We start from the raw sequence: 24,784 nt of genomic DNA on the forward strand, positions 1-24,784 counted from the left end.
TCGCGCGCCGCTCCAACGCCCCGGGGGACAACACCCGCGGGCCGGCAAGGCCGGCCCTGCGGTGTTTCTGAAATGGGGCGTTGATCTGTTGAAACGCTGAAAGAGAAAAGGGGGCTTGTATGAGCAGTACCGCATCCGCCGTCGGCACCGTGAGTGGTGCGTCGACCATGCAGCGAAAGGACCGATGGCAGGCCTGGGGCCGATGGATGGTCCTGCCTTACCTGTTGATCTTCCTGATCTTCGTGCTGTATCCGGTGGGCTACGGGCTCTGGCTGGCGCGGCATCCGCAGAGCTACGTTCACCTGGAAGCCGACCCGATCTTCCTGCGCTCGGTGGTCAACACCTTCGTGTTCCTGGTGGTCGCGATCAACATCAAGATGGGCGTGGCGCTGGTGCTGTCGGGCTTCTTCGTGCAGACGCGTTGGTGGATCAAGATCGTGTCGGCGCTGTTCATCCTGCCATGGGCCATGCCCTCGATCCCGACCATCCTGTCGGTTCGCTTCATGCTCAACCCGGAGTGGGGCGTGATCAACACGACCATCTTCCGGCTGACGGGTGCGGACGGGCCCAACTGGCTCAACGACCCGACGCTGGCACTGACCTTCGCGATGCTGATGCACGTGTGGAAGTCGCTGCCCTTCTGGACGCTGATCCTCGTGGCGGGCCGGCTCGCGATCCCGAGCGAACAGTACGAGGCCGCATCTGTCGACGGCGCCACCTCGTGGCAGAAATTCAAGTTCATCAGCTGGCCGGCGTTGAAGACGCTGTACCTCACATCGACCATCCTCTCGATGATCTGGACGCTGGGCGACTTCAACAGCGTCTACCTGCTGACTGGCGGTGGCCCGGCCGACATGACGCACGTGCTGGCGACGCTGGGTATTCGCTACCTGCGGCTGGACCAGGTGGACTTGTCGATGGCGTCGATCGTTGTGGCGATGCCTCTCGTTCTTCCATTGGTCTATTTCATGATGAAGAGGTTGTCGAAATGAGCAAGCGCTGGACACCCAAGGCCATCGCCACCGAGGCCAAGCTGCTGCTCATCGGCATACCGGTCACGCTGTGGACGCTGATCCCCGTCTATCACATGGTGTTGTTCGCGATCTCGCCGCGAGACTCCGCAACCTCCGGCCACCTGTGGCCCACGCATCCGACGCTGCAGAACTTCGCGACGGTGTTCGGGGAGAAGCACTTCTACCTCAACCACTTCTGGCTGCAGCTCTGGAACTCGCTGATCATCGCGGTGGCGGTGGGCGTGCTCACGCTGTTCGTCGCCACGACGGCCGCCTTTGCCATCAGCCGCCTGCGCGTGCGCGGCGGCCGCACGGTGATGAACATGGCGCTGTTCACCTACTTCATCCCCGCCGCATTCCTGGCCGTGCCGATGTACAAGACCATGGGCAACTACGGGCTGCTCAACAGCCAGTGGTCGCTGATCCTGGCCATGGTGACCATCGCTTCGCCGTACTGCATCTGGGTGCTCAAGCAGGCATCCGACAAGCTGCCGTACGAACTCGACGAAGCCGCGCGCATGGACGGCGCCTCGCCGCTGCAACTGTTCCGCCTGGTCTACCTGCCGCTGATGGTGCCGTCGCTGGTGGCCGTGGGAACCTATGCGCTGCTGCTGGCCTGGAACGAGTACCTGTTCGCCTTCCTGCTGCTATCGAAGGACACGAGCGTGACGCTGGCCGTGGCGCTCGGCAACTTCCTTTCCGCCGACGATTCGCCATGGGAACTCCTGATGACGACGGGCCTCATCTACGCATTGCCGCCGGCAGCCATCTACTACACCTTCAAGCGCTACATGGTCGGCGGCCTCACTGCCGGCGCGGTGAAGAGCTGAACAACGATAACGAGGAGATCCAATGGCTTCCGTCACATTCCGCAATATCAAGAAATCATTCGGCAAGACCGACATCCTCAAGGGCCTGGGCTTCGAGATCAGCGACGGCGAATTCGTCGTGCTGGTCGGCCCCTCGGGCTGCGGCAAGTCCACGCTGCTGCGCATGCTCGCGGGCCTGGAGGACATCACCGGCGGCGAGATCCTCATCGATGGCAAGGTCGTCAACGAGCTCGAATCGAAGGACCGCGACATCGCCATGGTGTTCCAGAGCTATGCGTTGTATCCGCACATGACGGTCGGTGAGAACATGGCCTTCAGCTTGCGCCTGCGCGATGCCGACAAGGGCGTGACGGCCGAGCGCGTGGACAGGGCCGCGAAGATCCTCAACCTCGACAAGCTGCTCGGGCGCTACCCGCGCGAACTCTCCGGCGGCCAGCGCCAGCGCGTGGCCATGGGCCGGGCCATCGTGCGCGACCCGAAGGTGTTCCTGTTCGACGAACCCTTGTCCAACCTCGACGCCAAGTTGCGCGTGGCGATGCGCGCCGAGATCAAGGCGCTGCACCAGCGCCTGAAGACCACCACCGTCTACGTGACGCACGACCAGATCGAGGCCATGACCATGGCCGACCGCATCGTGGTCATGCACGACGGCATCATCGAGCAGATCGGCACGCCGCTGGAGTTGTTCGACCGGCCCGGCAACCTGTTCGTGGCGCAGTTCATCGGCTCGCCCTCGATGAACGTGCTGGCCGGCACGGCGCGCAAGGTCGAGGGCAGCTTCTGGGTCGAGGCGCAGGGCGCGTACTGGCCCCTGCCGGACGGCGCGAAAGTCAAGGACGGCCAGTCGGTGCACTACGGCGTGCGGCCCACCGACCTCGTGCTGGCGCCAGCCAACCAGGGCATTCCGGCGCAGGTGGTGGTGGTGGAGCCCACCGGCGCCGAGACCGAACTGCTGGTGCAGGTGGGGCAGGAGAAGCTGGTGCTGGTGATGCACGGCCGTACTGACGTGGGACCGGACGACACGGTCTACCTCGCGCTCGATCCGGCCAATGCGCATGTGTTCGACGGAACGAGCGGCTTGCGCCTGGATTGAAGGACCATCGACATGACCGCATTCAGCAAGGTGATCCTCTTCACGGATACCGACGGCAAGGCGCGCTTTCGCGAGGAGCCCATCGAACTGGGCGAGGGCACGCCGTCGTCGCAACTCTCGCAACTCTTCCCCTCGCAAGGCTACCAGTTGCGCCACAGCCCGGTGGGCTTTCGCAGCCAGTTCCATTGCACCGTCACCCCGCAATGGGTGGTGATTCTCCAGGGGCAGATGGAGATCGGCCTGCAAGGCGACACGTCGCGCGTGTTCAAGGCCGGCGAGCATTTCTATTCCGATGACAGGCTGCCCGAGGGTGCGACCTTCGACCCTGCGGTGCATGGCCACTGGAGCCGCCAGGTCGGCGACGAGCCGCTGGTGACGATGTTCGTACGCAGCTGAACAAGGAGCGCAGGCCATGGCACGCTTGTCCGCCAGCGAGATCGCGCAGTACCGCGCGGAAGGCTATGTGATCCCGCAGTTCCGCCTTTCGCCCGATCGCGTGACGCAGATGCGCGAGGCGCTCGATGCGCTGATCCGCGACAACCCCGGTGTGCGGCCGGAGAAGCTGGTCTCGGCGCACATCGAAGGCGACAACGGCGAGGGCGTGCGCGGCAGCCGTTCCTTTCTCGACCTCGCAAAGGACCCGGAGATCGTCGAACTCGTGTCCGGCGTGATCGGCGAGGACGTGATCCTCTGGGGCTGCCATGTGTTCTGCAAGCCGCCTTCGGAAGGCTTCGAGACGCCGTGGCACCAGGACGGCCACTACTGGCCGATTCGCCCGCTGGCCAATTGCACGGTGTGGGTGGCGCTGGAGGAGTCGACGGTGGAGAACGGCTGCCTGCGCGTGATCCCGCGCTCGCACCGCGACCATGTCCTGCACCCGCACCTGCATGAAGACCGCACCGACCTTACGCTGAACCAGCGCATGGCCGAAGGCGCGTTCGACGAAGCCGATGCGGTCGACCTCGAACTGCAGCCGGGCCAGATGTCCTTGCACGATGTCTACATGATCCACGGCGCCAAGGCCAACACCTCAACCAAGCGGCGCACCGGCGTGGCCTTGCGCTACATGCCGGCGACGTCGGTGTTCGAGCGCGACCTGCGGCCGGCGGATGGCAAGAGTGGCGTGGCCGTCAATTTCGCGCAGCGGCCGTTGTGGCTGCTCAGGGGCGTGGATCGCAGCGGGCGCAATGATTTCGAGGTGGGGCACCAGCGGCGCGTGGCCGCCGGCTGACCGCCTCATTTCAACTGGGTCAGCTGCTTGTGGATTTCACCCAGTGCCACTGGCACGCGGGCGTCCCAGCTGGCCTGCGGATCCTGCGTCAGCTCGATGAGGAACAGCAGGTGCTCGTAGACCGACCCCCGGTTGCGTTCGCTGACGCCGCGTGAAAAGGCGCGCGTGTAGGCGTCGATCGCCTTCTCCTTGTTGAGCAGCGCAGTTCCGATGCTCGACGGGTCCGCGCCTTCCACCAGCAACATTGCAACGGCCAGGTCCCCCTGGCCTGACGCGCGCCAGAAGTCATGCTCCGCCTGCAGAAGCGTTGCGTCACGCCTCCTGGTTTGTTCGATCAGGCTGCACATCTCCTTCCGCCACGTCGAATCGGCCTCTGCGGCGACCAGTTTCTCCAGCAGCACGCCGGCCACGGCACCGTTGGCCACGGGGTAGTAGTCGTTGTCGCCCGGCAACTGCCACGCCTTGAAATAGGCTGCGGCGGTGTCGAACAGGCTCTTGCGGCGCTGCGACCTGTCCAGGGCCAGCCAGGCTCGCCGCTTGTGCGCACTGCCGATCAAGGACATACGTTCGCGGTTCGGCGCCTGCAACACCAGCGCCTCCAGCGGCGCGATGGCGGCCGCGATCTCGGCAGAGAGTTCGGCGTGCTTGTCCGCATGCGTGCCTGTGCGACGCTCGTCTTCGCGCAGCGCCGACCACAGGTCGGCCGTGCGTCGAACCCGCAGGTTCGCGCACTGTTCGATGGCCAGCAGCGAGCATTCGCCGATCGGCGCCGCGATGGCGATCGTCAGGTGCTTGATGGCCTGATCGCGCTCGCCTGCTTCGCCATACAACAGCCCGAGGGCGGCGGCCACGTCGGCACGGGCCAGCCAGAGGTCGCGAACGCTAGCCGGCGCGCGGTCGAGGCAGGTCTGTACCCGCTCCTCGAGATCCCTGGTGCGCGCCTTGCTGTCCCCGCTCCTGGGTGCGTCCTTCTCCGCCACGAGCAAGCTGTCGAGTTCGGCCACCAGCTCACGCGGGGAGACATAGTCCGGCACGACCGGGCGCGCATCCTGCATGCCGTCGTTGACCAGGCGCCAACCGGGGTCGCCATAGCATTGGTACGCGCCCCAGGTGTTGGTGCTGGGGTGGTCATCATGCGTCTTGCTGCGTGCTCGCCGGACCGCATCTCTAAACGTGCTGCCGGCCAGCAGCGCAGCGTAGAACGTGCGCGCGAAAGTCACGGCCGCGGCGTCGTCCACCGCCCAGCCCGCAGCCACCACTGCGCGCGCACCCATGCGGATGCATTCCGCGCCGAGGTTGGCGGCGAGCTTGTGGTACTCGGGCACCTTGCCATCGGTGCGCCCGAGGTGACAGCAGTTGATGAACACCAGCTCCGGAACATGGCGCATCTGTGCGATCTCGCCCGCACCAAGGAAAACATTCTTGCCCACGACCATGCCGGACTGGGGCGCCGACTCGGGCGTTTCACGCCACTCGTGCTCGCCGTGGCCGGCCAGGTGCAGTACGCGCCAGGCGCGCTTGTGCAGTGCAGGCATGATGTCCTTGAGGATCGCGTCGGGGCCGATCAGCGCAAGCACTTCGTCGGTGGGGAACACGGCGCGGAGCGTATCCCGCACCGCGGCGGCCTCATTCTCCGCACCCTTGAGCTGGGGAAACTTGTCCCAGCCCTCGAGCTGGGGGTCGCCCACGATCAGCACCGCATGATCGCTGGCGGTCAGCGGCGCCGGACGGTATTCAACGGTCTTGAGCTGCCGCAACATGCCGGCGTCGATCGCCAGCGGACGCGCGTTGATGCTCCAGCGGTCCTCCAGCAACTCCCAGGGAAATCGCGCCGAGCGCTCGTCCAGCAACAGCACCATCCCGCGCGCATCGGGTGAGGTGAGGCGGAATTCCAGCGGCAGGAGCATTTCGAAAAGGGTGTTGGCCACCTCGCTGTCGGCACGGGTGTCGCCGACTGCGCGAGCGATGTAGTGCTCGGCGAAGGCGACCCGGCTCGTGGACTTCTGTTGTTCCGCCCGCGCCCGCTGGCCGGCAATCGAGAAGCTCAGCATGCCCGTTGCCTCATCCTCGAGGATCTCGACGCGCTGATCCCAGGAGCGGTCGGTGTCGAAGACGCGGCGCTTGCGCCCGCGAAGTTCGACCCCGCTCAGGACCACGGGAGGATCCCAGCGAACGGCCGACCCCAGGTCGCTGCTCTTCAACGCCTCGTTCAGTGCGAGGCCGGCCGACAGTGCAATGTCCTCGTACACCTCGATGAACTCGATGGTGTCGATCAGCACCCGGCTGTCGAGCCTGGCGCGTTCAAGGCGCCGGTTGGCGTCGATCGCGGCATGCAGCAGCGACTCGACGGATTCGCGCGCGCTCAGCCCCGCATCACCGCTGCCGACCAGCACGCACGAAAGGCCGACGGAAAGCCGCTCGCCGTCCCGTGCGTGGTGCTGTGCCAGCTGCCGTGCATGGTCGACCATCGCGGCGCGGGCGGTGGCGCGCAACCGGGCCGCGGTCAGGTCGCCAACCTGGCCCAGGCCGAGCACGACCGCGCCCTTGAACGTGCCGTCCGCGTCGGCGCACGCATCGGCGAAGAAGCTCATGGAAGTGCCGCTGCCGCCCGGATAGACGCCGGCGGTGTAGGCCTGCGACAGCGCGCCGTCCAGGGCGTCGTCGATCACCCGTTCGGCGCTGACGATGAGGTCGCCCATGTAGTGCCCCACCATGACCGCGTGGTTGGCCATCTTGAGGTCGGCATGACGCACAAGGACCTTGATCGGCGCCTGGGTGATTTGCGGGGCACGGCGCCGCGGCTGCGTGCCGCCGAAGCCCGCGCCGCGCAGGTCTGCCTCACTCGGAAACGCGTCGGCCAGTGGCTGGACCAGTTCGAAGCGTTCGCGCGCACCGCGCGCCCGCGCCGGTGGCGCTTGCGAGAGCTGGTCGGTGCTGCCGCGCGCGAGCAGGTCGACATACGCGCGGAAGATCCGTCGGTCGTCTTCGTTGGCACACAGTTCGTCGTGCGCGGTGTCGGGTGCATACCAGGTCTTGACGGTGTCCAGCTTGCCCGAGTCCCAGCTGACGGTGCCGTCGCCGTCGCTGCTCGCGATCCAACTGATGCGTTGTCGCTGCACCTGCTCGTCGACGACCAGTTCATGGTCGACCACGGTGGCGCGCGCGCAGCCGGCGACATAGAGCATGCGCTCGGGATCGACCACGGTCCCTTTCAGGCGCTTCCAGGTCTGCTTCGCCTGCACGAACACGTCGGGCTCGACGAGCGGAAAGCCTGCAGCGCAGGCGGTCCGGAGATCCTTCCAGAATTTGACGGCGCCAAACTGCGCCTCGGTCTGGTCGTCGCCAAACGGCAGCATTTCCACCAGGCCCGGGTAGCGACGCACGATTTCGATCAGCCCGTTGGCGCCGCGTGTGAGATCGAGCAGGGCCAGCTTGGCCTGGGTCGGATTGAAGCCGGTGAGCCAGCGCATCGCCTCGTGCGATCCCCGGTTCGGCGTGCCCAGCATCAACAGCCGGCTGCCAGTCGTGAGTCGGCCCATGTCGTTCCACAGAGCCGTACCGGCCGCGCCGTCGGCGATCATCGCGCGCACGACCAGGCCACCCATCGAGTGGGCGACGATGTGCAGCGCTACACCCTCGTCATTGGCGCGCTTGAGAAGCGGCGCCACTGTTGCTTGCAAGCCGGCCGCGTTGTCGCGTACCGACAGGCGCCAGTCGTAGGGAAAGAGTTCGACCCGGTGGTCGCGCGCCAGGTGTGCAATCAGCGGGCCGTAGAAGTCGTCCAGCGGTTCGGTCGCCTTGACGCCGTCGGCGTCGATCACCAGCTTGCCCATGCCGCCGAACATCAGCGCGCGGTAGTTGACCCATACCGGCGCTCCCTTGACGGCCAGCGCGCTGCCCAGCGCGCCGGGCACGAAGACAACGATCGGCAGCTTGCGCGTGTCGGCGGCGCGGCGCTGTAGCGCGGAGCGGTAGCGTGGTTCCTGCTGGCTCGCCTGCGAGATCGGTGCGAATCCGCCGTCCTGGTTGTCTTCCCGCGTCAGGCCCTTGACCAGCCACCCGATGGTGGTCGGATTGCGGAAATAGTGCGTGTGGGTCACCTCGGGCCCGCGGTCCTCGAGTACGCGCGCGAAGCCTGGCGGGCGCGCCAGCCCGCCGCTCATCGAGCCCGTGTTGACCACGAGATCGTTCTGGTCGCCATAGAACCAGTCGATGAGGAACATCTTCAGCCGGCTGAAGGCACCATTGCCCTGGGTGTCCCCGGCGATCACGGAGAGGTCGGCGCCGGTCGTGATGCCGCCCCGGTTGAGCAGGCGTGTCAGCGCCGAGCCAGGCATCATGGCTTCGATGCCCGGCATCACGCGCGCATCGGTTCGCTCTTTCAGCACCGCGAGCAGGAACTCCAGCCCGTCGCCGACAAAACTCTCGGGCACCAGTGCCTGCAGCACCCCCAGCCAGCGATCGAGCCGGCCAGACGCAAGCGTGGTGCCGCGCGCTGGGCAGGCCACGCGCACGAAACGGCGAATGCGCACCCGCTTGGCATCGAGCAGCCGGAGCAGATCCCGCAGGCGTTCTGCATCTTTCTCGTAGGTCTTCGCCAGACGCTTGGCGTCCTCCTCGTTCAACCGGGGCAGCCCCGGCGGGCGAGACAGTTCGGGATCCTGTTCGAACAGGCGGCTGATGAGGTCTTCGGCCAGCGGATCCATCTCCCGCATCCGGCCGGCCAGGGCCAGCAGTTCCCCGACCAGTCCGCCGCGCGAGTGCGACACGATGTGCAACTCGGCGTCATCCGGCAAGGCACCTGCAAGCGCCAGTGCGTTGTCGATCGGACTCTCTGTCAGCGTGCGGTGCTCGAACGCATAAATGCGTTCACCATAAGCCTTGGCAATTGCCTCGCGCGCCAACCCTGCCGCACGACCGGCCGCGTCGTCGGTGCGCGCCATCAACCCGCCGTAGCCACCCTCGAAATTCGAGAACGTGCCGTGCAAGAACAGCAGCAGCGGCTGCTTGCCGGGCGGGCGCGCGTTGGCCGGAAGCGGTGAAAGCGGCACCGCCTTGTCGAGCTGGCATCGATAGAGTCCTGGCTCCTGCACCTTGAGCTGGCGTTGGTCGACGAGCGCGGCCAGGTTGAGAGCGGCCTTCTGCTTGAGGTTGATGCCGAAGAACTCCAGTACCTTGATGCCGATGGACAAAGCGCCCCGCTGGTCGGCTTGGCCGCTGTCGTCGATCTCGATGAGTTCCGGCTCCGTGGCGCCGCGCCCCTGGTTGCTGCTCGAACCCCGCAGCGCGACCAGCTCGTCGGCGCGCATCCAGATCACCTGGTCATCGGCGAAGACGACGCGGACCAGTTCATCGGATGCGACCTTGACCTCCGGCGCGGGACCGGCCGCGCGGCTTGCGCCGCCGATGCCCACGCGCCGGGCACTGGTGACGGTCAGGTGCTGCATGCCCTGGATCTCGGCGGGGCCCAGGTACGTGCCGCGCAGATGCAGGATTCGAGGTGCGTTGTTGGCCATGCCCTTGCCTCTTGAGGTTCGTTATTGGGGCAGCGCCGGTCAGCATGCTGGTGAGTTGGACGCGTCTTGCGTGGCGCTGTCGACGTCGGCGCGGCTTCCTCCTCAGCCTGAATTATCAAGTCGGTGCGAGGTGGCGGTCGAGGAAAAGCATCCCTCGATGGGTGGATGGACCTGCCGGGAGCCGGCGCGCAGAATGCCGCCAGGACTCGGGTGCTTGACCGCGATCCCTCACCCACGATTCGACCGAATGCATGCTGGTTCCGACCTTTACTCTGGCGGCGATGCGGGGTCTGACAAGGAGCTCACGTGGCCAATTTCAATTGGGTTCTCGCAGCCTCGGACGATCTCCGGGATCGCTACAAGAGGCCACATGACGATGCTGATGAGTGGGTTGATATCGGCCCAAACGAATGGACTGCGCTTGTCGAAAGGCTGCGCGAGATCGGATCGCCGGACAGGGCCGAAGAGGATTCCTGGACAAGGAGCAGCCTCGGCGCTTTCGATGACTTCCTGAGTGCAACCTGGGCAGAGGCACAGAGACGGAAGCAGAAGGAAGTGCGGAAACCGTGCCGCGTGTTCGTCTCACACCAGCAGGCCGATGTCGTATACGCCGAGCGCATCGCGTGGTTGGCAAACAAGAATGGCCTCGAATATTGGCTCGATGTCCATGACCCCGTGCTGCGACTTGCCAATGGATGGGCTTTGCCGCCACTCACGAAGTCCATCCTGATTGCGTCCATCATCGAGATGGCGCTGCTCAACTGCTCCCATGTGATCGCGGTGCAGACGAAGAATGCCGTGCACTCCCGCTGGGTCCCCTACGAGTTTGGACGGGCAAAGCAACACATCCTGCATTCCTCCCAGGCCGCGAGTTGGTTCGACGTGGGCATGGACCCAGTGGTGAATGGAAACGACTATCTCCTTCTCGGCATCTGCGCGAAGTCGGAGGCTGCAGTCATCAATTGGTTGCAGAACCATGGAGGGGGCTGCATGGGCACGAATCCGAAGGTCGGGACGGAGCCAGCGCCACTGCCGATCTAGCGCTTTCCCGCTGGGACTCGTGCGCCAGGGGTGTGCACTTCGACTCGCGTCGTGCGCGGTGGCCATGACCACGCCTCGCCATGACTTCCGACGAGACGCCCATGGGCACCCGACGCAGCCACGCGCACTTGGCTCTGGAGCGGGCTTAGCCGCTAGACTTTCGTTCACCCTCGGAGCCGCTCTGGTCGTACCCGATGTCTCGCATCTTCCTGTCGTATCGCCGTGTGGACGAACACTACGTTGGGCGCGTCTACGACCGTCTCGAAGACAAGTTCGGCGAGAAGAACATGTTCAGGGACATCGACTCGATGTCACCGGGGACAGACTTCCGGGCCGAGATCGAAAAGGCGCTTGGATCCACTCAGGTCCTTGTCGCGATCATTGGTCCCGGCTGGTTGAATGCGGCCGACGCCGCCGGAAATCGCCGTCTCGAGGATGTCAATGACTTCGTGCGCCTGGAACTGGAAACGGCCATCCGTCGCAAGATCCCGCTGATCCCCGTCTGCGTCGGCGGCGCGGTCATGCCTCAGGCGAACGAACTTCCGCAGACCCTGGCAGAACTGTCGTTTCGCAACGCGATTCCGGTTCGCTCCGGCGCGGACTTCAAGCATGACATCGACCGACTCATTGGCGCAATCACTGCGAGCCTGCCGAGCAAAAGGATTGGCGTCCCCAAGACGCCGATCGCCCTTGTCTTGCTTGGGCTCGTGGTTTCGGCTGCCCTTTATTGGCATTTGCGCCAACCTGTGCCTGAACCTGCGCCAGGTCCAACCCTCTCGGCGAACCCGCCGCCCTTGCCAGAGCCCTCCGTCCCTGCGCCCTCGCAAAACATGGACGGAGTGCCGACGACGTTGAGCATGAACAACCAGGTCGTCCGCGACTCAAAGACGGGTCGTGTCTGGGCGCGCGACATCTTCCAGCTCGGTACGACGAAAGAGCTTCTCAAGGCCAGCGCGGCAGGGACGGCCACACGCTCCCAGGACCTTGCAGCGATCGACGCGAAGGCGAAGGCGCTGCTGCTTGACGGCCTTACAAATTGGCATCTGGCCTCGGAAGAGGAGATGCAAGACCTGAAAGCCATCGACGGGAGCGCCTTGTTCCGGGCCTTTGCGACGCGCCAGATCCCCGGCGGAGCCACGAACGTGATGGGAATCCATCGCGCCAGCGATGGCGGCATGAAGGTCTGGGGCTATCAGTATTCCAACTACTTGCAAGGACCCTACGACAACGCATGGGCAGAAGGGAACGATCTCGGCGTCTGGATTGCCCATGGCCCCGTGAAGCAACTGAAGGATGAGGCGGGCACCCAGGTCGTACCGAGCACACCTGAACGCCGGACGGAAAAGCGCCTGGAACCACTTCTCACCGGCCTGATGGCCAGCAAGGGCGGCGCCATCACGGGGCGTGAGGAGAAGGTTGCGGATGGATTCGTCGGCAACCTCGACGCGGACGATCGTCGAGCGATCTACGTCTACAGCCTCAAGCCCCTGGGGCCCGGCGCCCTGGTGCAGGCTGAAGTCACTCTGGCGCCACAGCAGTCGTCCGGGACCGGGACCATCTCAGTGTCGCTATACGAATCGACCGGCGTTTTCCGACCTGAGCAAGGCGGCGACTGGCAACCGGTGAATCTCGCCGAACCGCTGACATGGGATGGACTTCATCAAGTCCGCCTGACGCTTCCGGAGCACATCATGCGCAACGCGTTCAACACCGGATCGTTGCTCGGGCTGCACTTCAAATACACGGGCAAGGGCGATGTTCGATTCAAGGCGCCAAGCCTGGTCATCACATTCATCAAGACCGAAGACCTGTTGATCAAGCGCTGAGTCGCAAGCCGCGACACCGGTGCTCCGCGGTGGCAGGTTGAGCGGCCTGTCATTCGCTCAAGGCCAGGTACGTGAGGAAGAGCGGCGCCGTCCTCCGGAGCATCGAGACCTCGCCCGGGTCAATGCTTCGCCGTTGCACGTCGAAGTGGATCAGCACGCCGCAGGGCAGGGCGCCTGCATTGGGTTGAAGCAGGCTTCCGCAGCACGATTCGAGGGAGTTGAGCGGGTCACTGCGGCTGAGTCGACTGTCTTCCGATGCGCAACTCGTCGTGAATTCGCCCTGGCGGAGCATGTGACGCCAGATGCTTGCGCGAAGCGGGACCAGCCGGTGCCAGGTGCGAGAGTCGGCCGTCCGGTCGAATACGACGGTCGGACACATGCCAGCGCCTCGCAGATTGAACAGCCCGGTGTAGCGGTAGTCCGTCCTGTGGTTGAGCATGGCCAAGCCCGCGAGGACGCCGCGTGTCGCAAGAACACTCCTGACAGCCGCGATCCGAAGGTCGAAGTCCAATTCATGCATTGCATGGCTCCCTGTACCTGCGCATCGCATCGGCCGAAAGCGTCGACACGCCACGCGCATGCATGAAACGATAGTGGGACGGTCGACCGGCCGTCTGTACGCTGCCGCACCATGGCAAAGCCGAAGCCGCGAAGCCCTAGTGCAGGAATGCCTCGTAGGCCCGGCACTCGGCGGCATAGCAGCCACAAGCGGCAGCCTCGAGCCCCTTGCGATCCAGGACCTCGATATCGCCCCGGTGATAGACGATCAAGCCACTGCGTTGCAACGCACCGGCGGCGGCCGTGATGCCCACGCGTCGCACGCCGAGCATGTAGGCGAGGAACTCCTGCGTGACGTGGAAGTGCGTGGACTGCGCGCGGTCCTGGCTCATCAGCAGCCAGCGCGCCAGGCGCGGCCCGATCATGTGGAAGCGCAGGCACGCGGACGAGGTTGCCAACTGCGTCATCAGGACATGGACATAGCGAAGAATCGCATGCTGCAGCTCGGGGCTGCGCTTCAACGCCTTGCGAAACGCCGGAGCGCTGATGCGCAACGCCGTGCCCGGGCCCTGCACCAGCGCCCGCAGCGGCGTCACGGAAACACCCAGTGCCAACTGTGCGCCCAGCATGCCTTCGCTGCCGACCATGCCGACCTCGACGCCGGGGCTCTGGTCGATCATCGAAACCAGCGATATGAAGCCTTCGACCGGGAAGTAGGCATGGAACGTCGGCATGCCGGTCTCGCAGAGAACCTCGGACAGCACCAGCTCGAAAGGCTCGCACATCGCGAGGAGGCGCCCCTGGTCAGCGGCGGGAAGCCCGGCGATCAGCCGGTTGCGGACGTTCGTCATGCGGCATCTCCAGAAGATTGCCACTCGTCCGGTTGGGCGAGCGGCTCGCCGTCAACGCTCTTTTCTCGCCTGCAGTAGGGTCCGGTGCGTCAGTATGCGCGCAATCCCGTCTCGTTCATCGGCGGAAGCAGCCTGTCGTATTCCTTCTTCACGACGGCATAGCATTCGCAGCTGCGCCTTTCGAGCCCTGCCCGATCGAGCACCGATATGCGACCTCGTGCATATCGGATCAGGTTCGCCTTCTGCAGCTTGAGCGCCACCTCGGTCACGCCTTCGCGCCGCACGCCGAGCATGTTGGAGATCAGTTCCTGGGTCATGGAAAGTTCGTTGTCCCGCAGCCGGTCGAGGCTCAACAGCAACCACCTGCACAGTTGCTGGTCCACCGTGTGGTGCCGGTTGCACACCGCCGTCTGCGACATTTGCGTGATCAGGGCCTGCGTGTAGCGCAGCAACAGCTGGAGCACCGGACCGGCCCGGTCGAACTCGTCCTTCATCGCGCGCGCTGACATCCGCAGGCCCTTGCCGGCGCTCTGGACCACGGCGCGGCTGGGCGTCGAGCCACCACCCATGAAAAGAGGCACGCCGACGATGCCCTCATTGCCCACGATGGCGATCTCCGCCGAGGCGCCGTTCTCCAGCACGTACAGCAGCGAGACGATGGCGGTGGTCGGAAAATACACGTGGGTCTGCTGGCTGCCCGACTCATGGAGCACGTCGCCCAACGCCATCTCGAAGGGTTCGAGGTTCGGAAGCCACCGGCCCCATTCGGCAGTGGGCAACGCGGCCAGCAGCCGGTTCTCCCGGGGATCGGGCGTGGACATCCGCAAAGCTCCTTGACGCAACGGGCAAGGACTCTGCCCAGTCGGCGCCCCCCTGCAGAGTGCCGGCCGAAGTATAGGAAGCGGGGCGGATCTCGTATGTTCGTTAGCGCACAGAGTCAATCGAATGTCCGCCTGACCTCGATTGCCCGCGTGCCGGCTTTTGAAGGCGAGCCCTCAATCGAAATTCAGGATCACTTTCATCGCTTGTGTGCGATCGGCCGCGAGCGCGAAGGCACGGGCCGAATCCCGATACGAGAGCGTGGCGGAGATCAAGGGCTTCACGTCGACCAGGCCCTTGTTGAGCAACTCCACGGCGACCGCGAATTCCTCGTGGAAGCGGAAGGCGCCGCGCAGGTCGAACTCCTTGGCGACGATGGTGTTGATGGGCAGCGTGAAGTCGCCGCCCAGGCCCAGTTGCACGATGATGCCGCGCGGGCGCAGCGCATCGAAGGCGCCGACCAGGGCGCGTGCATTGCCGCTGGCTTCGAAGAGCACGTCGAAGCTGCCCTTGTCCGCGGTGAAGCGGGCCAGGCCTTGTGGATCTTCGGCCACGTTGACGACCTCGTCGGCGCCGACTTTCAAGGCCTTGCCGAGCGTGTGCGCGCCGACGTCCGTGGCGACGATGTGGCTCGCGCCCGCGCGACGTGCCGCGATGATCGCCAGGGCTCCGATCGGCCCGCAACCCGTGACGAGCACGCGCTTGCCCAGCAACGGACCTGCGCGCCGCGCGGCATGCAGCGCCACCGCGAAGGGCTCGGCCATCGAGCCTTCGCCGTCGCTCACCGAGTCGGCCAGCAAGTGCGCCTGGTGCTGCTCCACCACGATCTGCTGGCGGAAGGCGCCCTGCACGTGCGGCGTGCGCATCGCGCTGCCGTAGTAGCGCATGTCGAGGCAATGGTTCTGCAGTCCTTCCTGGCAAAACTTGCAGATGCCGCAGGGCCGGCTCGGGCTGATGGCGATGCGCTCGCCCACCTTGAACTTCGTGACTTGGGCGCCGACGGCTTCGATCATGCCGGCCACTTCATGACCCAGCACCATCGGCTCCTTGATGCGGACGGTGCCGAAGCCGCCATGCTGGTAGTAGTGCAGATCGGAGCCGCAGATTCCGCCGCAGCGCACGCGCACCTGCAGCTGGTCGGAGCCGAGTTCGGCGGTTTCGTATTGCTCGACGCGCAGGTCGCCGGGAGCGTGGATGACGAGGGCTTCCATGATGTGCCTTGATCAGAGTTGAGCGGTCACGCCGCCGTCGACATAGAGGATGTGGCCATTGACGAAGTTCGACGCGTCGCTGGAGAGGAACACGCCGGCGCCCACCAGGTCTTCCACGTCGCCCCAGCGCCGCGATGGCGTGCGGCCGATCAGCCAGGCAGAGAACTCCGCGTTCTTGACGAGCGCATCGTTGAGTTCGGTCTTGAAGTAACCCGGCCCGATGCCGTTGACCTGGATGCCATATTGGCCCCAGTCGATCGCCATGCCCTTGGTCAGCATCTTCAGCGCGCCCTTGGTCGCGGCGTAGGGTGCGATGCCGGGCCGGCCCAGCTCGCTCTGCACCGAGCAGATGTTGATGATCTTGCCGCGCTTGCGCGGGATCATGCGCTTGGCCACCGCCTGCCCGACGAGGAACACGCTGTCGAGATTGGTCTTGATGATCTCGTGCCAGTGGGCTTCCTCGAATTGGTCGAGCGGGTTGCGGCGCTGCATGCCGGCGTTGTTGATGAGGATGTCGATGGGGCCGGTGCCGGTTTCGATCTTCTCGATGGCGGCGTTGACGGCCTCGCCCGAGGTGACATCGAAGGCGGAGGTGACGACTTGCGCACCCTCGGCACGCAGCACGTTGGCGGCGGCTTCGAGCTTGTCGGCGTTGCGCGCGTTGAGCACGATGCGTGCGCCCGCGCCGGCCAGTCCGCGCGCCAGTGCAAAGCCGATGCCGGCGCTGGAGCCGGTGATGAGGGCGGTGCGCCCGGTGAGGTCGAAGCTCTTGAGGACAGAATTCAAACAGGTCTCCTGTATCGTTCAGCGGGCGGCCAGCACTTCGGGGTTGACGGGCGTGGGCGGTTTGCCGGCCTGCGGGCCGAAGCCGAGCGCGGCGATCAGATTGTCGATCGTCAGGGCGGCCATCGCCCGGCGCGTTTGTACCGATGCGCTCCCGATGTGGGGTGTGAGCAGCGCGTTCGGCAAGCCGAGCAGTCCGGGGTGGATGGCGGGCTCGCCTTCGAACACGTCGAGGCCCGCGGCCGCGATGGTGCCGGCGCGCAGGGCTTCGGCCAGTGCGGCGTCATCGACGATGCCGCCGCGCGCGATGTTCGTCAGCGTGGCCGAAGGCTTCATCTGCGCCAGTTCGGCGGCGCCGATGGCGTGGTGCGATTGCGGCGAATAGGGCAGCACCAGCACCAGGTGATCGGCCTCTTTCAGCAGCGTTGCCTTGTCCACGTAGCGCGCACCGAACTCGGCCTCCGCCTCGGCCGGCAACTGCGAACGGTTGTGATAGATCACCCGCATGCCGAAGCCCAGCGCGCCGCGCCGTGCAATCGCGCGCCCGATCCGCCCCATGCCCAGGATGCCGAGCGTCGCGCCATGCACGTCGCCGCCGACGAACATGTCGTGGATGCCCGGCTTGTTCCATTCGCCGCGGCGCACGAAGTCCTGAGACTCCGCGATCCGGCGCGCGGTGGCCATCATCAGCGCGAAGCCGTAGTCGGCGGTGGTCTCGGTCAGCACGTCGGGCGTGTTGGTCACCAGCACGCCGCGCGCGGTACACGCCGCCACGTCGACGTTGTTGTAGCCCACGCCCACGTTGCACACCGCCTTGAGCTGCGGGCATGCATCGAGCAACGCGGCGTCGATGCGCTCGCTGCCGGTGCTCATCACGCCGTGCTTGCCCTGCAGGCGCTGGCGGAGTTCGGCGGGGCTCCAGATGGTGTCGTGGGGGTTGTCTTCGACGTCGAAGTAAGGGTGCAAGCGGTCGGCGATGTCGGGGAAGGTGGCACGGGTTGCCAGGACGGAAGGGCGCAAGATGTCTCCGGGGAGTTTGTTCGATGTTTGAGAGCATCAGTTCGGGCAACGCGCCTCGAGCGCATCGATGAACGAACGGTCCCAGCGCCCTTCGGTCATTGCGCGGATCGTCTCGGCCTCCGTCGCGAGGTGCGCGCGTGCCTTCTCGATCAGCCACTCAGCATCGTCGGCGGAAAAAGCCATCAGCCCGTCCATGTCCCCGACCACGATGTCGCCAGGGTTCACCACCATCCCGCCCACCGACACCGGCACGTTGATCTCGCCGGGCCCATCCTTGTACGGCCCGCGATGGTTCACGCCGCGCGCATACACGGGGAACTCGCGCTCCGCGATTTCCGCCAGGTCGCGGATGCAGCCGTCGAGCACCACGCCCACCGTGCCGATCTTCGCGGCATAGAAGGACAGGATGCCGCCGATCATCGCGTTGGACATGTCGCCGCTGCCGTCCATCACCAGCACGTCGCCGGGCCGGCAGAACTCGAACGCACGCAGCATCGTCAGGTTGCAGCCGCCGCGCGACTTGAGCGTCACGGCCGTGCCTGCCATCGTTTTCTTGCCGGCGCGGTGATAGGGCCGCAGTCCCACGCTGCCGATGTTGCGATGCATGTTGTCGCTCAGCGCGGCAACGGGAATGTCGCGCAGCGCTTCGAGGATCTTCGCGTCGGCCTGCGGGGCGGAGGGGTTCTTGCGGATGGCTTTGAATTGCACGGGATGTCCTTGGTGTTGTCGTGTTGTTGATCAGTGCAGTTCGGAGACAGCGCCGGCGATGCGCTTGCAGCCTTCATCGAGGATCTCGATGGACGTGGCAATCGACAACCGGAAGTAGGGCGAGAGGCCATACGCCGTGCCCGCGACCGTGGCCACGCCCGCGCTTTCCAGCAGGTACATCACGACATCCCCGTCCTGCTGCAACGGCTTGCCGGCTGGCGTCTTCTTGCCGATCAGGTCGTTGCAGTTGATGTAGAGGTAGAACGCACCCGGGGGCGTCGCGCAACTCAGGCCGGGGATGGCGTTGATGTTCGCCAGCGTGCGGTCGCGCCGCTGCTTGTAGACCGCCACGCTCTCCGCGACGAAACTTTGATCGCCGTTGAGCGCCATGGTCGCGGCCGCCTGGCTGACCGAGCAACAGTTGCCGGAAGTCTGCGAGAGCAGGGTGTCCATCGCCGTGATCAGGTCGGCGGGGCCGGCCGCGAAGCCGATGCGCCAGCCGGTCATGGCATAGGTCTTGGAGACGCCGTTTACCACCAGCGTGCGGTCGCGCAGCGCCGGCTCGACGGTCAGGATGTGCGCGGTGGCCTCGCCATCGAAGCGGATGTGCTCGTAGATGTCGTCGGTCATCACCATCACGTGCGGGTGCTTCAGCAGCACGTCGGCCAGTGCGCGGTATTCGCTGGCGGTGTAGCTGGCGCCCGTGGGGTTGCTCGGCGAATTGATGAGCAGCCAGCGCGTGCGCGGCGTGATGGCCGCTTCGAGCTGCGCGGCCGTGAGCTTGAAGCCGTTGGCCTCGGGGCAGGCGACGGTGACGGGCGTGCCTTCGCAGGCGATCGCCATGTCGGGGTACGACACCCAGTAGGGCGCGGGGATGATCACTTCGTCGCCGGGCTCCACCGTGACGGCGAAGGCGTTGTAGATCGCGCTCTTGGCGCCGCTGGTGACGATGATCTCGTTCATCGCATAGTCCAGCCCGTTCTCGCGCTTCAGCTTGGCCACGATGGCTTGCCGAAGTTCTACTGTGCCGGCCATCAATGTGTAGCGCGTCGCGCCCTTGTCCATCGCCTCGGTGGCGGCGCGGCGGATGTGGGCCGGCGTGTCGAAGTCGGGTTCGCCCACGACCAGGTTGACGATGGACTTGCCTTGCCGGCGCAGTTCGTTGGCGCGGTCGGCGGCGGAGGTGCTCGGCGACGGCTTGATGCGCCGGACGCGCGAGGCAATGCGGGAGGGGGTGTTCACGGAACTTCCTTGGAGTGAGCGGTGCATGGGGCGTAACGGTACGCAGATCGCCGCGCCAAGGCCAAGACAAGATCGGTCTGTATCGATAGGCTCAGCTTATGACTGCGCCCGACGGGCCTGCGCTATGCGCGTGGACGCAACGATGAGAAAAGCTTCGACGCTCGCGTGGGCGCCGTCCGATAGGCAGCCCGACCGCCCGGTGCTAGGCTCGGCTTTTGCGTGGGACCCCCCGTGAACCTGCGACGCCTCAAATACTTCGTGAAGATCGTGGACATCGGCAGCCTGACGCAGGCGGCCGAGGTTCTTTTCATTGCCCAGCCCGCGCTGAGCCAGCAACTGGCGACGCTCGAAGGCGAGGTCAGGCAACAGTTGCTCGTGCGCACCAAGCGCGGGGTGACGCCCACCGAAGCGGGCAAGGTGCTCTACCGGCACGCGCAGATCATCCTGCGGCAGTGCGAGCAGGCGAGGGTGGACATGGAGGCGGCGGGCGAGGGCTTGTCGGGGCAGGTGTCGGTCGGCTTGGCACCCGGCACTGCGGCCTCGGCCTTGTCGCTACCCCTGCTGCGCACCGTGCGCGCGCGGCATCCGGGCATCCTGCTCTACCTCAACGAGAACTACGGCACCACGCTCAGCGAACTCATCATGAACGGGCGCATGGATATGGCCGTCCTCTACGGCGACAAGGCCATCCACGGCCTGACCTTCCTGCCGCTGCTCAAGGAGCCGCTGTTCCTGGTCGGCCCGGCCTCCACGCCGCCGCCTGCGCAGCCGGTCAAGCTGGCCGACCTGCGCGACATGGAACTGATGCTGCCGCGCCCCTACAACGTCGTGCGCAAGCTGGTCGATGCGGCCTTCGTGCGCGCGGGCATGGTGCCGCACGTGGTGGCCGAGATCGAATCGGCCTTCACGCTCACCGCCGCGATTGCCGACGGCCTGGGCGCCAGCATCCTGCCGGCCTCGATGGCGCGGGAGGTGGTGGCGGCCTGCGGCGCCTGGCAGTTCCAGATCGTCGAGCCGGTGATCGAGGCGCCGCTGGCGCTGTGCCTGTCCGACCATCTGCCGCTGTCGGAGCCGGCGCAGGCGGTGAAGGACATCCTGCTGGAACTGGTGGTGGATCTCGCCGGCACCGTCGCATCGACCACGCCCGCGCCCGAGCTGACCGCCTTGTCCTGACCGCGGTGTCATACCCGGTGTCATAAGCCCCCCTTATCCCGGCACAGCCAATCCGTCTTTGGCAGGAAGCCCGGCGGCCGTTACCTTTCATGCATGCCGTCACGCGTCCGCTGGATGCGTCGGCCCTCACCGGATGCCCCGCCTCGACGGCGGGCTCGATGCATGAACCAGGAACAGATCAAGACCCTCATCGATGCACTGGCAGGCTCCGACCTGTCGGAGCTGGAGTTCAGCGAGAACGGCAGCACGCTGCGGCTGGTGAAGCAGTCGGCGCTGGCGGACGCGGCGCCGCGCCGGATCGCGCCGGTGCGCCGGGGATTTGGCGGCGGCGCAGCGCAGCGGCCTGCGGCGAAGCAGGAAACCGCGGCGGCACTGAACGAATGCCTGGCGCCCCTGTACGGCGTGGTGCATCTCCAGGCGACACCGGGCGAAGCGCCGTTCGTGCAGGTCGGCCAGGCGGTCAAGGCCGGCCAGGCGTTGTGCGTCATCGAGGCCATGAAGGTCTTCAACGAAGTGCGGGCCGAGCGGGATGCGACGGTGCTCGAGGTGCTGGTCGCATCGGGCCAGGAAGTCGAGGCGGGCCAGCCGATGTTCCGGTTCACGCAGGAAGGATGAAGCGCATGTTCGACACCGTCCTCATCGCCAACCGCGGGGAAATCGCCCTGCGCATCTTGCGCGCCTGCCGGGGCCTCGGCCTCAAGACCGTGGTGGTGCATTCCGAGGCCGACCGCGACGCCAGCTACGTTGCGCAGGCCGAGCAGGCGCTGTGCATCGGGCCGGCAGCGCCGGGGCAGAGCTACCTGAACCAGTCGGCGATCCTGTTCGCGGCCGAGGTCAGCGGCGCGCAGGCCATTCATCCGGGCTACGGATTCCTGTCGGAGAACGCCGGGTTCGCGGAAAAAGTGGAGCGCGCTGGGCTGACCTTCATCGGCCCGAGCGCCGCCTGCATTCGCACGATGGGCGACAAGGTGGCTGCGAAGAATGCGATGCGCCGCGCCGGCGTGCCCTGCGTGCCGGGCCCGGACGAAGGGTTGCCGGGCGATCCGGCGCAGGTGCTCGCACTGGCGCGCGATATCGGCTACCCGGTCATCGTCAAGGCGGCTGGCGGTGGCGGCGGGCGCGGCATGCGCGTCGTCCACGAAGAGGCCGCCCTGCTGGATGCGATGGCGCTCACGCGCGAGGAAGCGCGGCGCGCCTTCGGCAACCCCGAGGTCTACATCGAGAAATTCCTGCTACATCCGCGCCATGTCGAGATCCAGGTCCTGGCCGACAGCCACGGCAACGCGGTGTGGCTCGGCAGCCGCGACTGTTCCTTGCAGCGCCGGCACCAGAAGGTGATCGAGGAAGCGCCCGCGCCGGGCATCGACGAGGCGCTGGTGGCCGAGGTGGGCGAGCGCTGCGCTGCTGCCTGCCGGCAGATCGGCTACTGCGGCGTCGGCACCTTCGAGTTCCTCTACGAGCGCGGCGCGTTCTTCTTCATCGAGATGAACACGCGCTTGCAGGTCGAGCATCCGGTGACGGAGATGACGGCGGGCATCGACATCGTGCAGCAGCAGATTCGCGTGGCGCGCGGCGAGCCATTGGCTCTCACGCAGGCCGACATCCGATGCCAGGGCCACGCGATCGAGTGCCGCATCAACGCGGAAGATCCCGAGACCTTCGCGCCGTCGCCCGGCCGCATCACCGGATGGCAAGTGCCGGGCGGCTTCGGCGTGCGCGTGGACTCGCATGCGAACGCAGGCTACCGCGTGCCCCCGTACTACGACTCGATGATCGCCAAGCTCATCGTGCACGGCAGCACGCGCGACGACGCGCTCGACCGCATGCGGCTCGCACTCGCGGAGATGCACATCGAAGGCATCTCGACCAACGTGCCGCTGCACCGCGACGTGCTGCGTGACGAAGGCTTTGCCACGGGCGGCGTGGACATCCATCACCTCGAACGCTGGCTTCAGCAAAGGAGTGCGGCGTGAGCACGACCACAGATCCAAGAGCAGCAGGCCCGCGCGCAAGCGGCGCGACCCCGCGCAAGAAAACCGCATCGGTGAAGAAAGCTCCCCCTGCCTCCATCAGCCTGCTCGGCACCACCGCACTGCTTTTCGAAGCGCCCGGCGAACTGGAACTGGCTTCGCAGAAGCGCATCTGGGCGCTGGCACGCGAGACGCAGGCCTGGCCCGAGGTGCGCGAATCGGTGCCCGGCATGAACAACCTCATGCTGACTTTCGTCCGCCCGCCGCGCAGCGCCGTTGCGCTGGAAGAACTGGAAGCCCGCCTGCAGGCCGCGTGGGCCGCGGCTGTCGAATTGCCGATCGAGGGCCGCCTGATCGAGCTTCCCGTGGTCTATGGCGGCGAAGGCGGCCCGCACATGGCGGATGTGGTCGCGCACACCGGTCTCAGCGTGGAGGAAATCGTCGAGATGCACAGCGCGCCGACCTACCCGGTCTACGCGCTGGGAAGCCACCCCGGCTACTGTTATCTCGGCGGAATGGACTCGCGCATCGCCACGCCGCGACGCAAGGTGCCGGTGCTGAGCATTCCCGGCGGCGCCGTGTCGATCGGCGGCGCGCAGACCGGCGTGTCGGCGTCGGCCGGGCCGAGCGGCTGGAACACCATCGGAAGCACCTCGATGTCATTTTTCGACCCCACGCAAGACCCGCCCGCGTTGCTGCAGCCGGGCGACATGATCCGCTTCCGCGTCGAAAGGATCGTCCAATGATCGAAGTGCTTTCCTCCGCGGCGCTGGCCACCGTGCAAGACCTCGGGCGGCCCGGCAGCCTGCGCTGGGGCGTGGGCACCTCCGGCGCCATGGACAACCTGGCGCTGGCGGCGGGCAACATCATGCTCGGCAACGACGCCAATGCAGCCGGCATCGAAGTGCCGGTGTTTCCCTTCAAGGTGCGCTTCGATGAAGACTGCGCCTTCGCGTTGACCGGTGCCGACTGCGCCGCCCGCCTGGACGAGCAACCGCTCATGCCCTGGTGGAGCCACCAGGCGCGCGCCGGCCAGGTGTTGACGCTGGGCCTGCCGCAGGGCGGCGCGCAGCGGGGCAGCCGTGCCGTCCTGTGCGTTGCCGGCGGCGTCGACGTACCGGAAGTGCTGGGCTCACGCAGCACGCAGTTGCGCGGCGCATTCGGTGGTCATGAAGGCCGCGCCTTGCGCCGCGGCGACACGTTGCGAGCCGCCGGCGCAGGGCAGCCGTGCAAGACCGGTTTCGGCCTGGTGCCGCCCTCGCTGGCGCTGCCGCTGCGCAAGGACGACGCGCTGGCAGTTCGCGTGCTGCCGTCCGCCGAATATGCAGCCTTCGAGGAAAGCTCGCGCGCCGAATTCTGGGCCGGCGAATGGAAGATCACCGCGCAGAGCGATCGCTACGGCTACCGGCTGGAAGGAGAAGCGCTGCGCCCGATCGCGCCCATGGAGATGCGTTCGCACGGCATCGTGCCGGGCGTGATCCAGGTGCCGCACAGCGGCCAGCCGATCATCCAGATGCGCGACGCGCAGCCGTCGGGCGGTTATCCGAAGTTCGGCACGGTCATCGAGGCCGACCTGTGGCGGCTGGGGCAGGCGCCGATCGGCAGCCGCATTCGCTTCGTGGAAGTCAACTGGGACGAGGCTGTAGCTGCATTGGACGAAGTCGAAGCGTGGCTCGACAAGGTCAAGCGCGTCGTCGACCTGCATCGCAGCGCACCGCGCGTGAATTGACATGACGCAGCGCCAAATCTTGCGACCGTCACGCTCAGCCGGTTCCACGAGCCAAGGGCGGGATCACGCCGACGGCGTACTCCCCTCCACGAATGTGCCCCGCCGTCAGCCTGCGGCTGCCGGCTGTCGCAGCTCCTCCTTTGTTTCGCTGCGTGGAGCACACCATCGACGTGATCCAGGCGCGCTGTCGTTGAACGGCCGGCACGACGCGGCGTGTCCTGGGCCGAGGG

At 66.1% G+C, this 24,784-nt stretch carries 21 protein-coding genes; 12 read left to right on the plus strand and 9 right to left on the minus strand.

Annotated elements, in window-relative coordinates; all coding sequences use genetic code 11:
* Positions 1-119: 119 nt before the first annotated feature.
* The 5 genes from HCU76_RS27835 to HCU76_RS27855 are packed head-to-tail and all read left to right on the plus strand — an operon-like array spanning position 120 to position 4,167.
* On the plus strand, positions 120-992 hold the full coding sequence (locus HCU76_RS27835) for a carbohydrate ABC transporter permease (RefSeq protein ID WP_213958387.1): 873 nt from the start codon (positions 120-122) through the stop codon (positions 990-992).
* Positions 989-1,843 (plus strand): carbohydrate ABC transporter permease, encoded by an 855-nt coding sequence (locus HCU76_RS27840; protein ID WP_213958386.1) that lies wholly within the window; start codon positions 989-991, stop codon positions 1,841-1,843. Before HCU76_RS27835 ends, HCU76_RS27840 begins: the two co-directional genes overlap by 4 nt.
* A gap of 22 nt (positions 1,844-1,865) precedes the next feature.
* A complete protein-coding gene (locus HCU76_RS27845) occupies positions 1,866-2,936 on the plus strand; it encodes an ABC transporter ATP-binding protein (RefSeq protein ID WP_213958385.1) in 1,071 nt (356 codons plus the stop codon).
* A 12-nt stretch (positions 2,937-2,948) separates the two neighbouring features.
* Positions 2,949-3,332, plus strand: a complete 384-nt coding sequence (locus HCU76_RS27850; protein WP_218511129.1) for a hypothetical protein — start codon at positions 2,949-2,951, stop codon at positions 3,330-3,332.
* Positions 3,333-3,348: 16 nt separating this feature from the next.
* Positions 3,349-4,167, plus strand: coding sequence for a phytanoyl-CoA dioxygenase family protein (locus tag HCU76_RS27855; RefSeq protein ID WP_218511130.1), 819 nt, complete (start codon positions 3,349-3,351; stop codon positions 4,165-4,167).
* A 5-nt stretch (positions 4,168-4,172) separates the two neighbouring features.
* On the opposite strand, the gene HCU76_RS27860 is transcribed toward HCU76_RS27855, so the two are convergent.
* Entirely contained in the window at positions 4,173-9,683 is a 5,511-nt protein-coding gene (locus HCU76_RS27860) for a CHAT domain-containing protein (RefSeq protein ID WP_218511131.1), read from the minus strand.
* 306 nt (positions 9,684-9,989) lie between these two features.
* Between HCU76_RS27860 and HCU76_RS27865 the strand changes: the two genes are divergently transcribed.
* Positions 9,990-10,724, plus strand: a complete 735-nt coding sequence (locus HCU76_RS27865) for a toll/interleukin-1 receptor domain-containing protein (RefSeq protein ID WP_218511132.1) — start codon at positions 9,990-9,992, stop codon at positions 10,722-10,724.
* Between the two features lie 194 nt (positions 10,725-10,918).
* Entirely contained in the window at positions 10,919-12,550 is a 1,632-nt protein-coding gene (locus HCU76_RS27870) for a toll/interleukin-1 receptor domain-containing protein (protein ID WP_218511133.1), read from the plus strand.
* 49 nt (positions 12,551-12,599) lie between these two features.
* On the opposite strand, the gene HCU76_RS27875 is transcribed toward HCU76_RS27870, so the two are convergent.
* The 8 genes from HCU76_RS27875 to HCU76_RS27910 all read right to left on the minus strand — a co-directional run bounded on the left by HCU76_RS27875 (position 12,600) and on the right by HCU76_RS27910 (position 19,709).
* Positions 12,600-12,995 (minus strand): hypothetical protein, encoded by a 396-nt coding sequence (locus tag HCU76_RS27875; RefSeq protein WP_218511134.1) that lies wholly within the window; start codon positions 12,993-12,995, stop codon positions 12,600-12,602.
* Positions 12,996-13,206: 211 nt separating this feature from the next.
* On the minus strand, positions 13,207-13,899 hold the full coding sequence (locus HCU76_RS27880) for a Crp/Fnr family transcriptional regulator (protein WP_218511135.1): 693 nt from the start codon (positions 13,897-13,899) through the stop codon (positions 13,207-13,209).
* An 89-nt stretch (positions 13,900-13,988) separates the two neighbouring features.
* Complete coding sequence (locus tag HCU76_RS27885) at positions 13,989-14,720, minus strand: Crp/Fnr family transcriptional regulator (protein ID WP_213958377.1); 732 nt, start codon at positions 14,718-14,720, stop codon at positions 13,989-13,991.
* A 174-nt stretch (positions 14,721-14,894) separates the two neighbouring features.
* Positions 14,895-15,929 carry an L-idonate 5-dehydrogenase gene (locus HCU76_RS27890; RefSeq protein WP_213958376.1) on the minus strand — a complete coding sequence of 345 codons (1,035 nt, stop codon included), beginning with the start codon at positions 15,927-15,929 and terminating at the stop codon, positions 14,895-14,897.
* A 12-nt stretch (positions 15,930-15,941) separates the two neighbouring features.
* Complete coding sequence (locus HCU76_RS27895; protein ID WP_218511136.1) at positions 15,942-16,715, minus strand: SDR family NAD(P)-dependent oxidoreductase; 774 nt, start codon at positions 16,713-16,715, stop codon at positions 15,942-15,944.
* 18 nt (positions 16,716-16,733) lie between these two features.
* On the minus strand, positions 16,734-17,732 hold the full coding sequence (locus HCU76_RS27900; RefSeq protein ID WP_218511137.1) for a D-glycerate dehydrogenase: 999 nt from the start codon (positions 17,730-17,732) through the stop codon (positions 16,734-16,736).
* 36 nt (positions 17,733-17,768) lie between these two features.
* Positions 17,769-18,440: an RraA family protein gene (locus HCU76_RS27905; protein ID WP_213958373.1), complete on the minus strand. Its 672-nt coding sequence runs from the start codon at positions 18,438-18,440 to the stop codon at positions 17,769-17,771.
* Positions 18,441-18,470: 30 nt separating this feature from the next.
* A complete protein-coding gene (locus HCU76_RS27910; RefSeq protein ID WP_213958372.1) occupies positions 18,471-19,709 on the minus strand; it encodes an aspartate transaminase in 1,239 nt (412 codons plus the stop codon).
* 204 nt (positions 19,710-19,913) lie between these two features.
* Between HCU76_RS27910 and nac the strand changes: the two genes are divergently transcribed.
* From nac to HCU76_RS27935, 5 genes are all read left to right on the plus strand, one after another.
* Complete coding sequence (gene nac, locus HCU76_RS27915; protein ID WP_213958371.1) at positions 19,914-20,855, plus strand: nitrogen assimilation transcriptional regulator NAC; 942 nt, start codon at positions 19,914-19,916, stop codon at positions 20,853-20,855.
* A gap of 162 nt (positions 20,856-21,017) precedes the next feature.
* Entirely contained in the window at positions 21,018-21,470 is a 453-nt protein-coding gene (locus HCU76_RS27920) for an acetyl-CoA carboxylase biotin carboxyl carrier protein subunit (protein ID WP_213958370.1), read from the plus strand.
* 5 nt (positions 21,471-21,475) lie between these two features.
* Positions 21,476-22,828 carry an acetyl-CoA carboxylase biotin carboxylase subunit gene (gene accC, locus HCU76_RS27925; protein ID WP_213958369.1) on the plus strand — a complete coding sequence of 451 codons (1,353 nt, stop codon included), beginning with the start codon at positions 21,476-21,478 and terminating at the stop codon, positions 22,826-22,828.
* A 71-nt stretch (positions 22,829-22,899) separates the two neighbouring features.
* Positions 22,900-23,571, plus strand: coding sequence for a 5-oxoprolinase subunit PxpB (gene pxpB / locus HCU76_RS27930; protein WP_213958418.1), 672 nt, complete (start codon positions 22,900-22,902; stop codon positions 23,569-23,571).
* The gene (locus tag HCU76_RS27935) at positions 23,568-24,554 is read left to right on the plus strand and encodes a biotin-dependent carboxyltransferase family protein (RefSeq protein WP_213958368.1); all 987 of its coding nucleotides are present in this window, start codon (positions 23,568-23,570) and stop codon (positions 24,552-24,554) included. Before pxpB ends, HCU76_RS27935 begins: the two co-directional genes overlap by 4 nt.
* Positions 24,555-24,784 lie beyond the last annotated feature (230 nt).

It is taken from the genome of Variovorax sp. dw_308 (assembly GCF_019207085.1).
Classification (GTDB): domain Bacteria; phylum Pseudomonadota; class Gammaproteobacteria; order Burkholderiales; family Burkholderiaceae_C; genus Variovorax.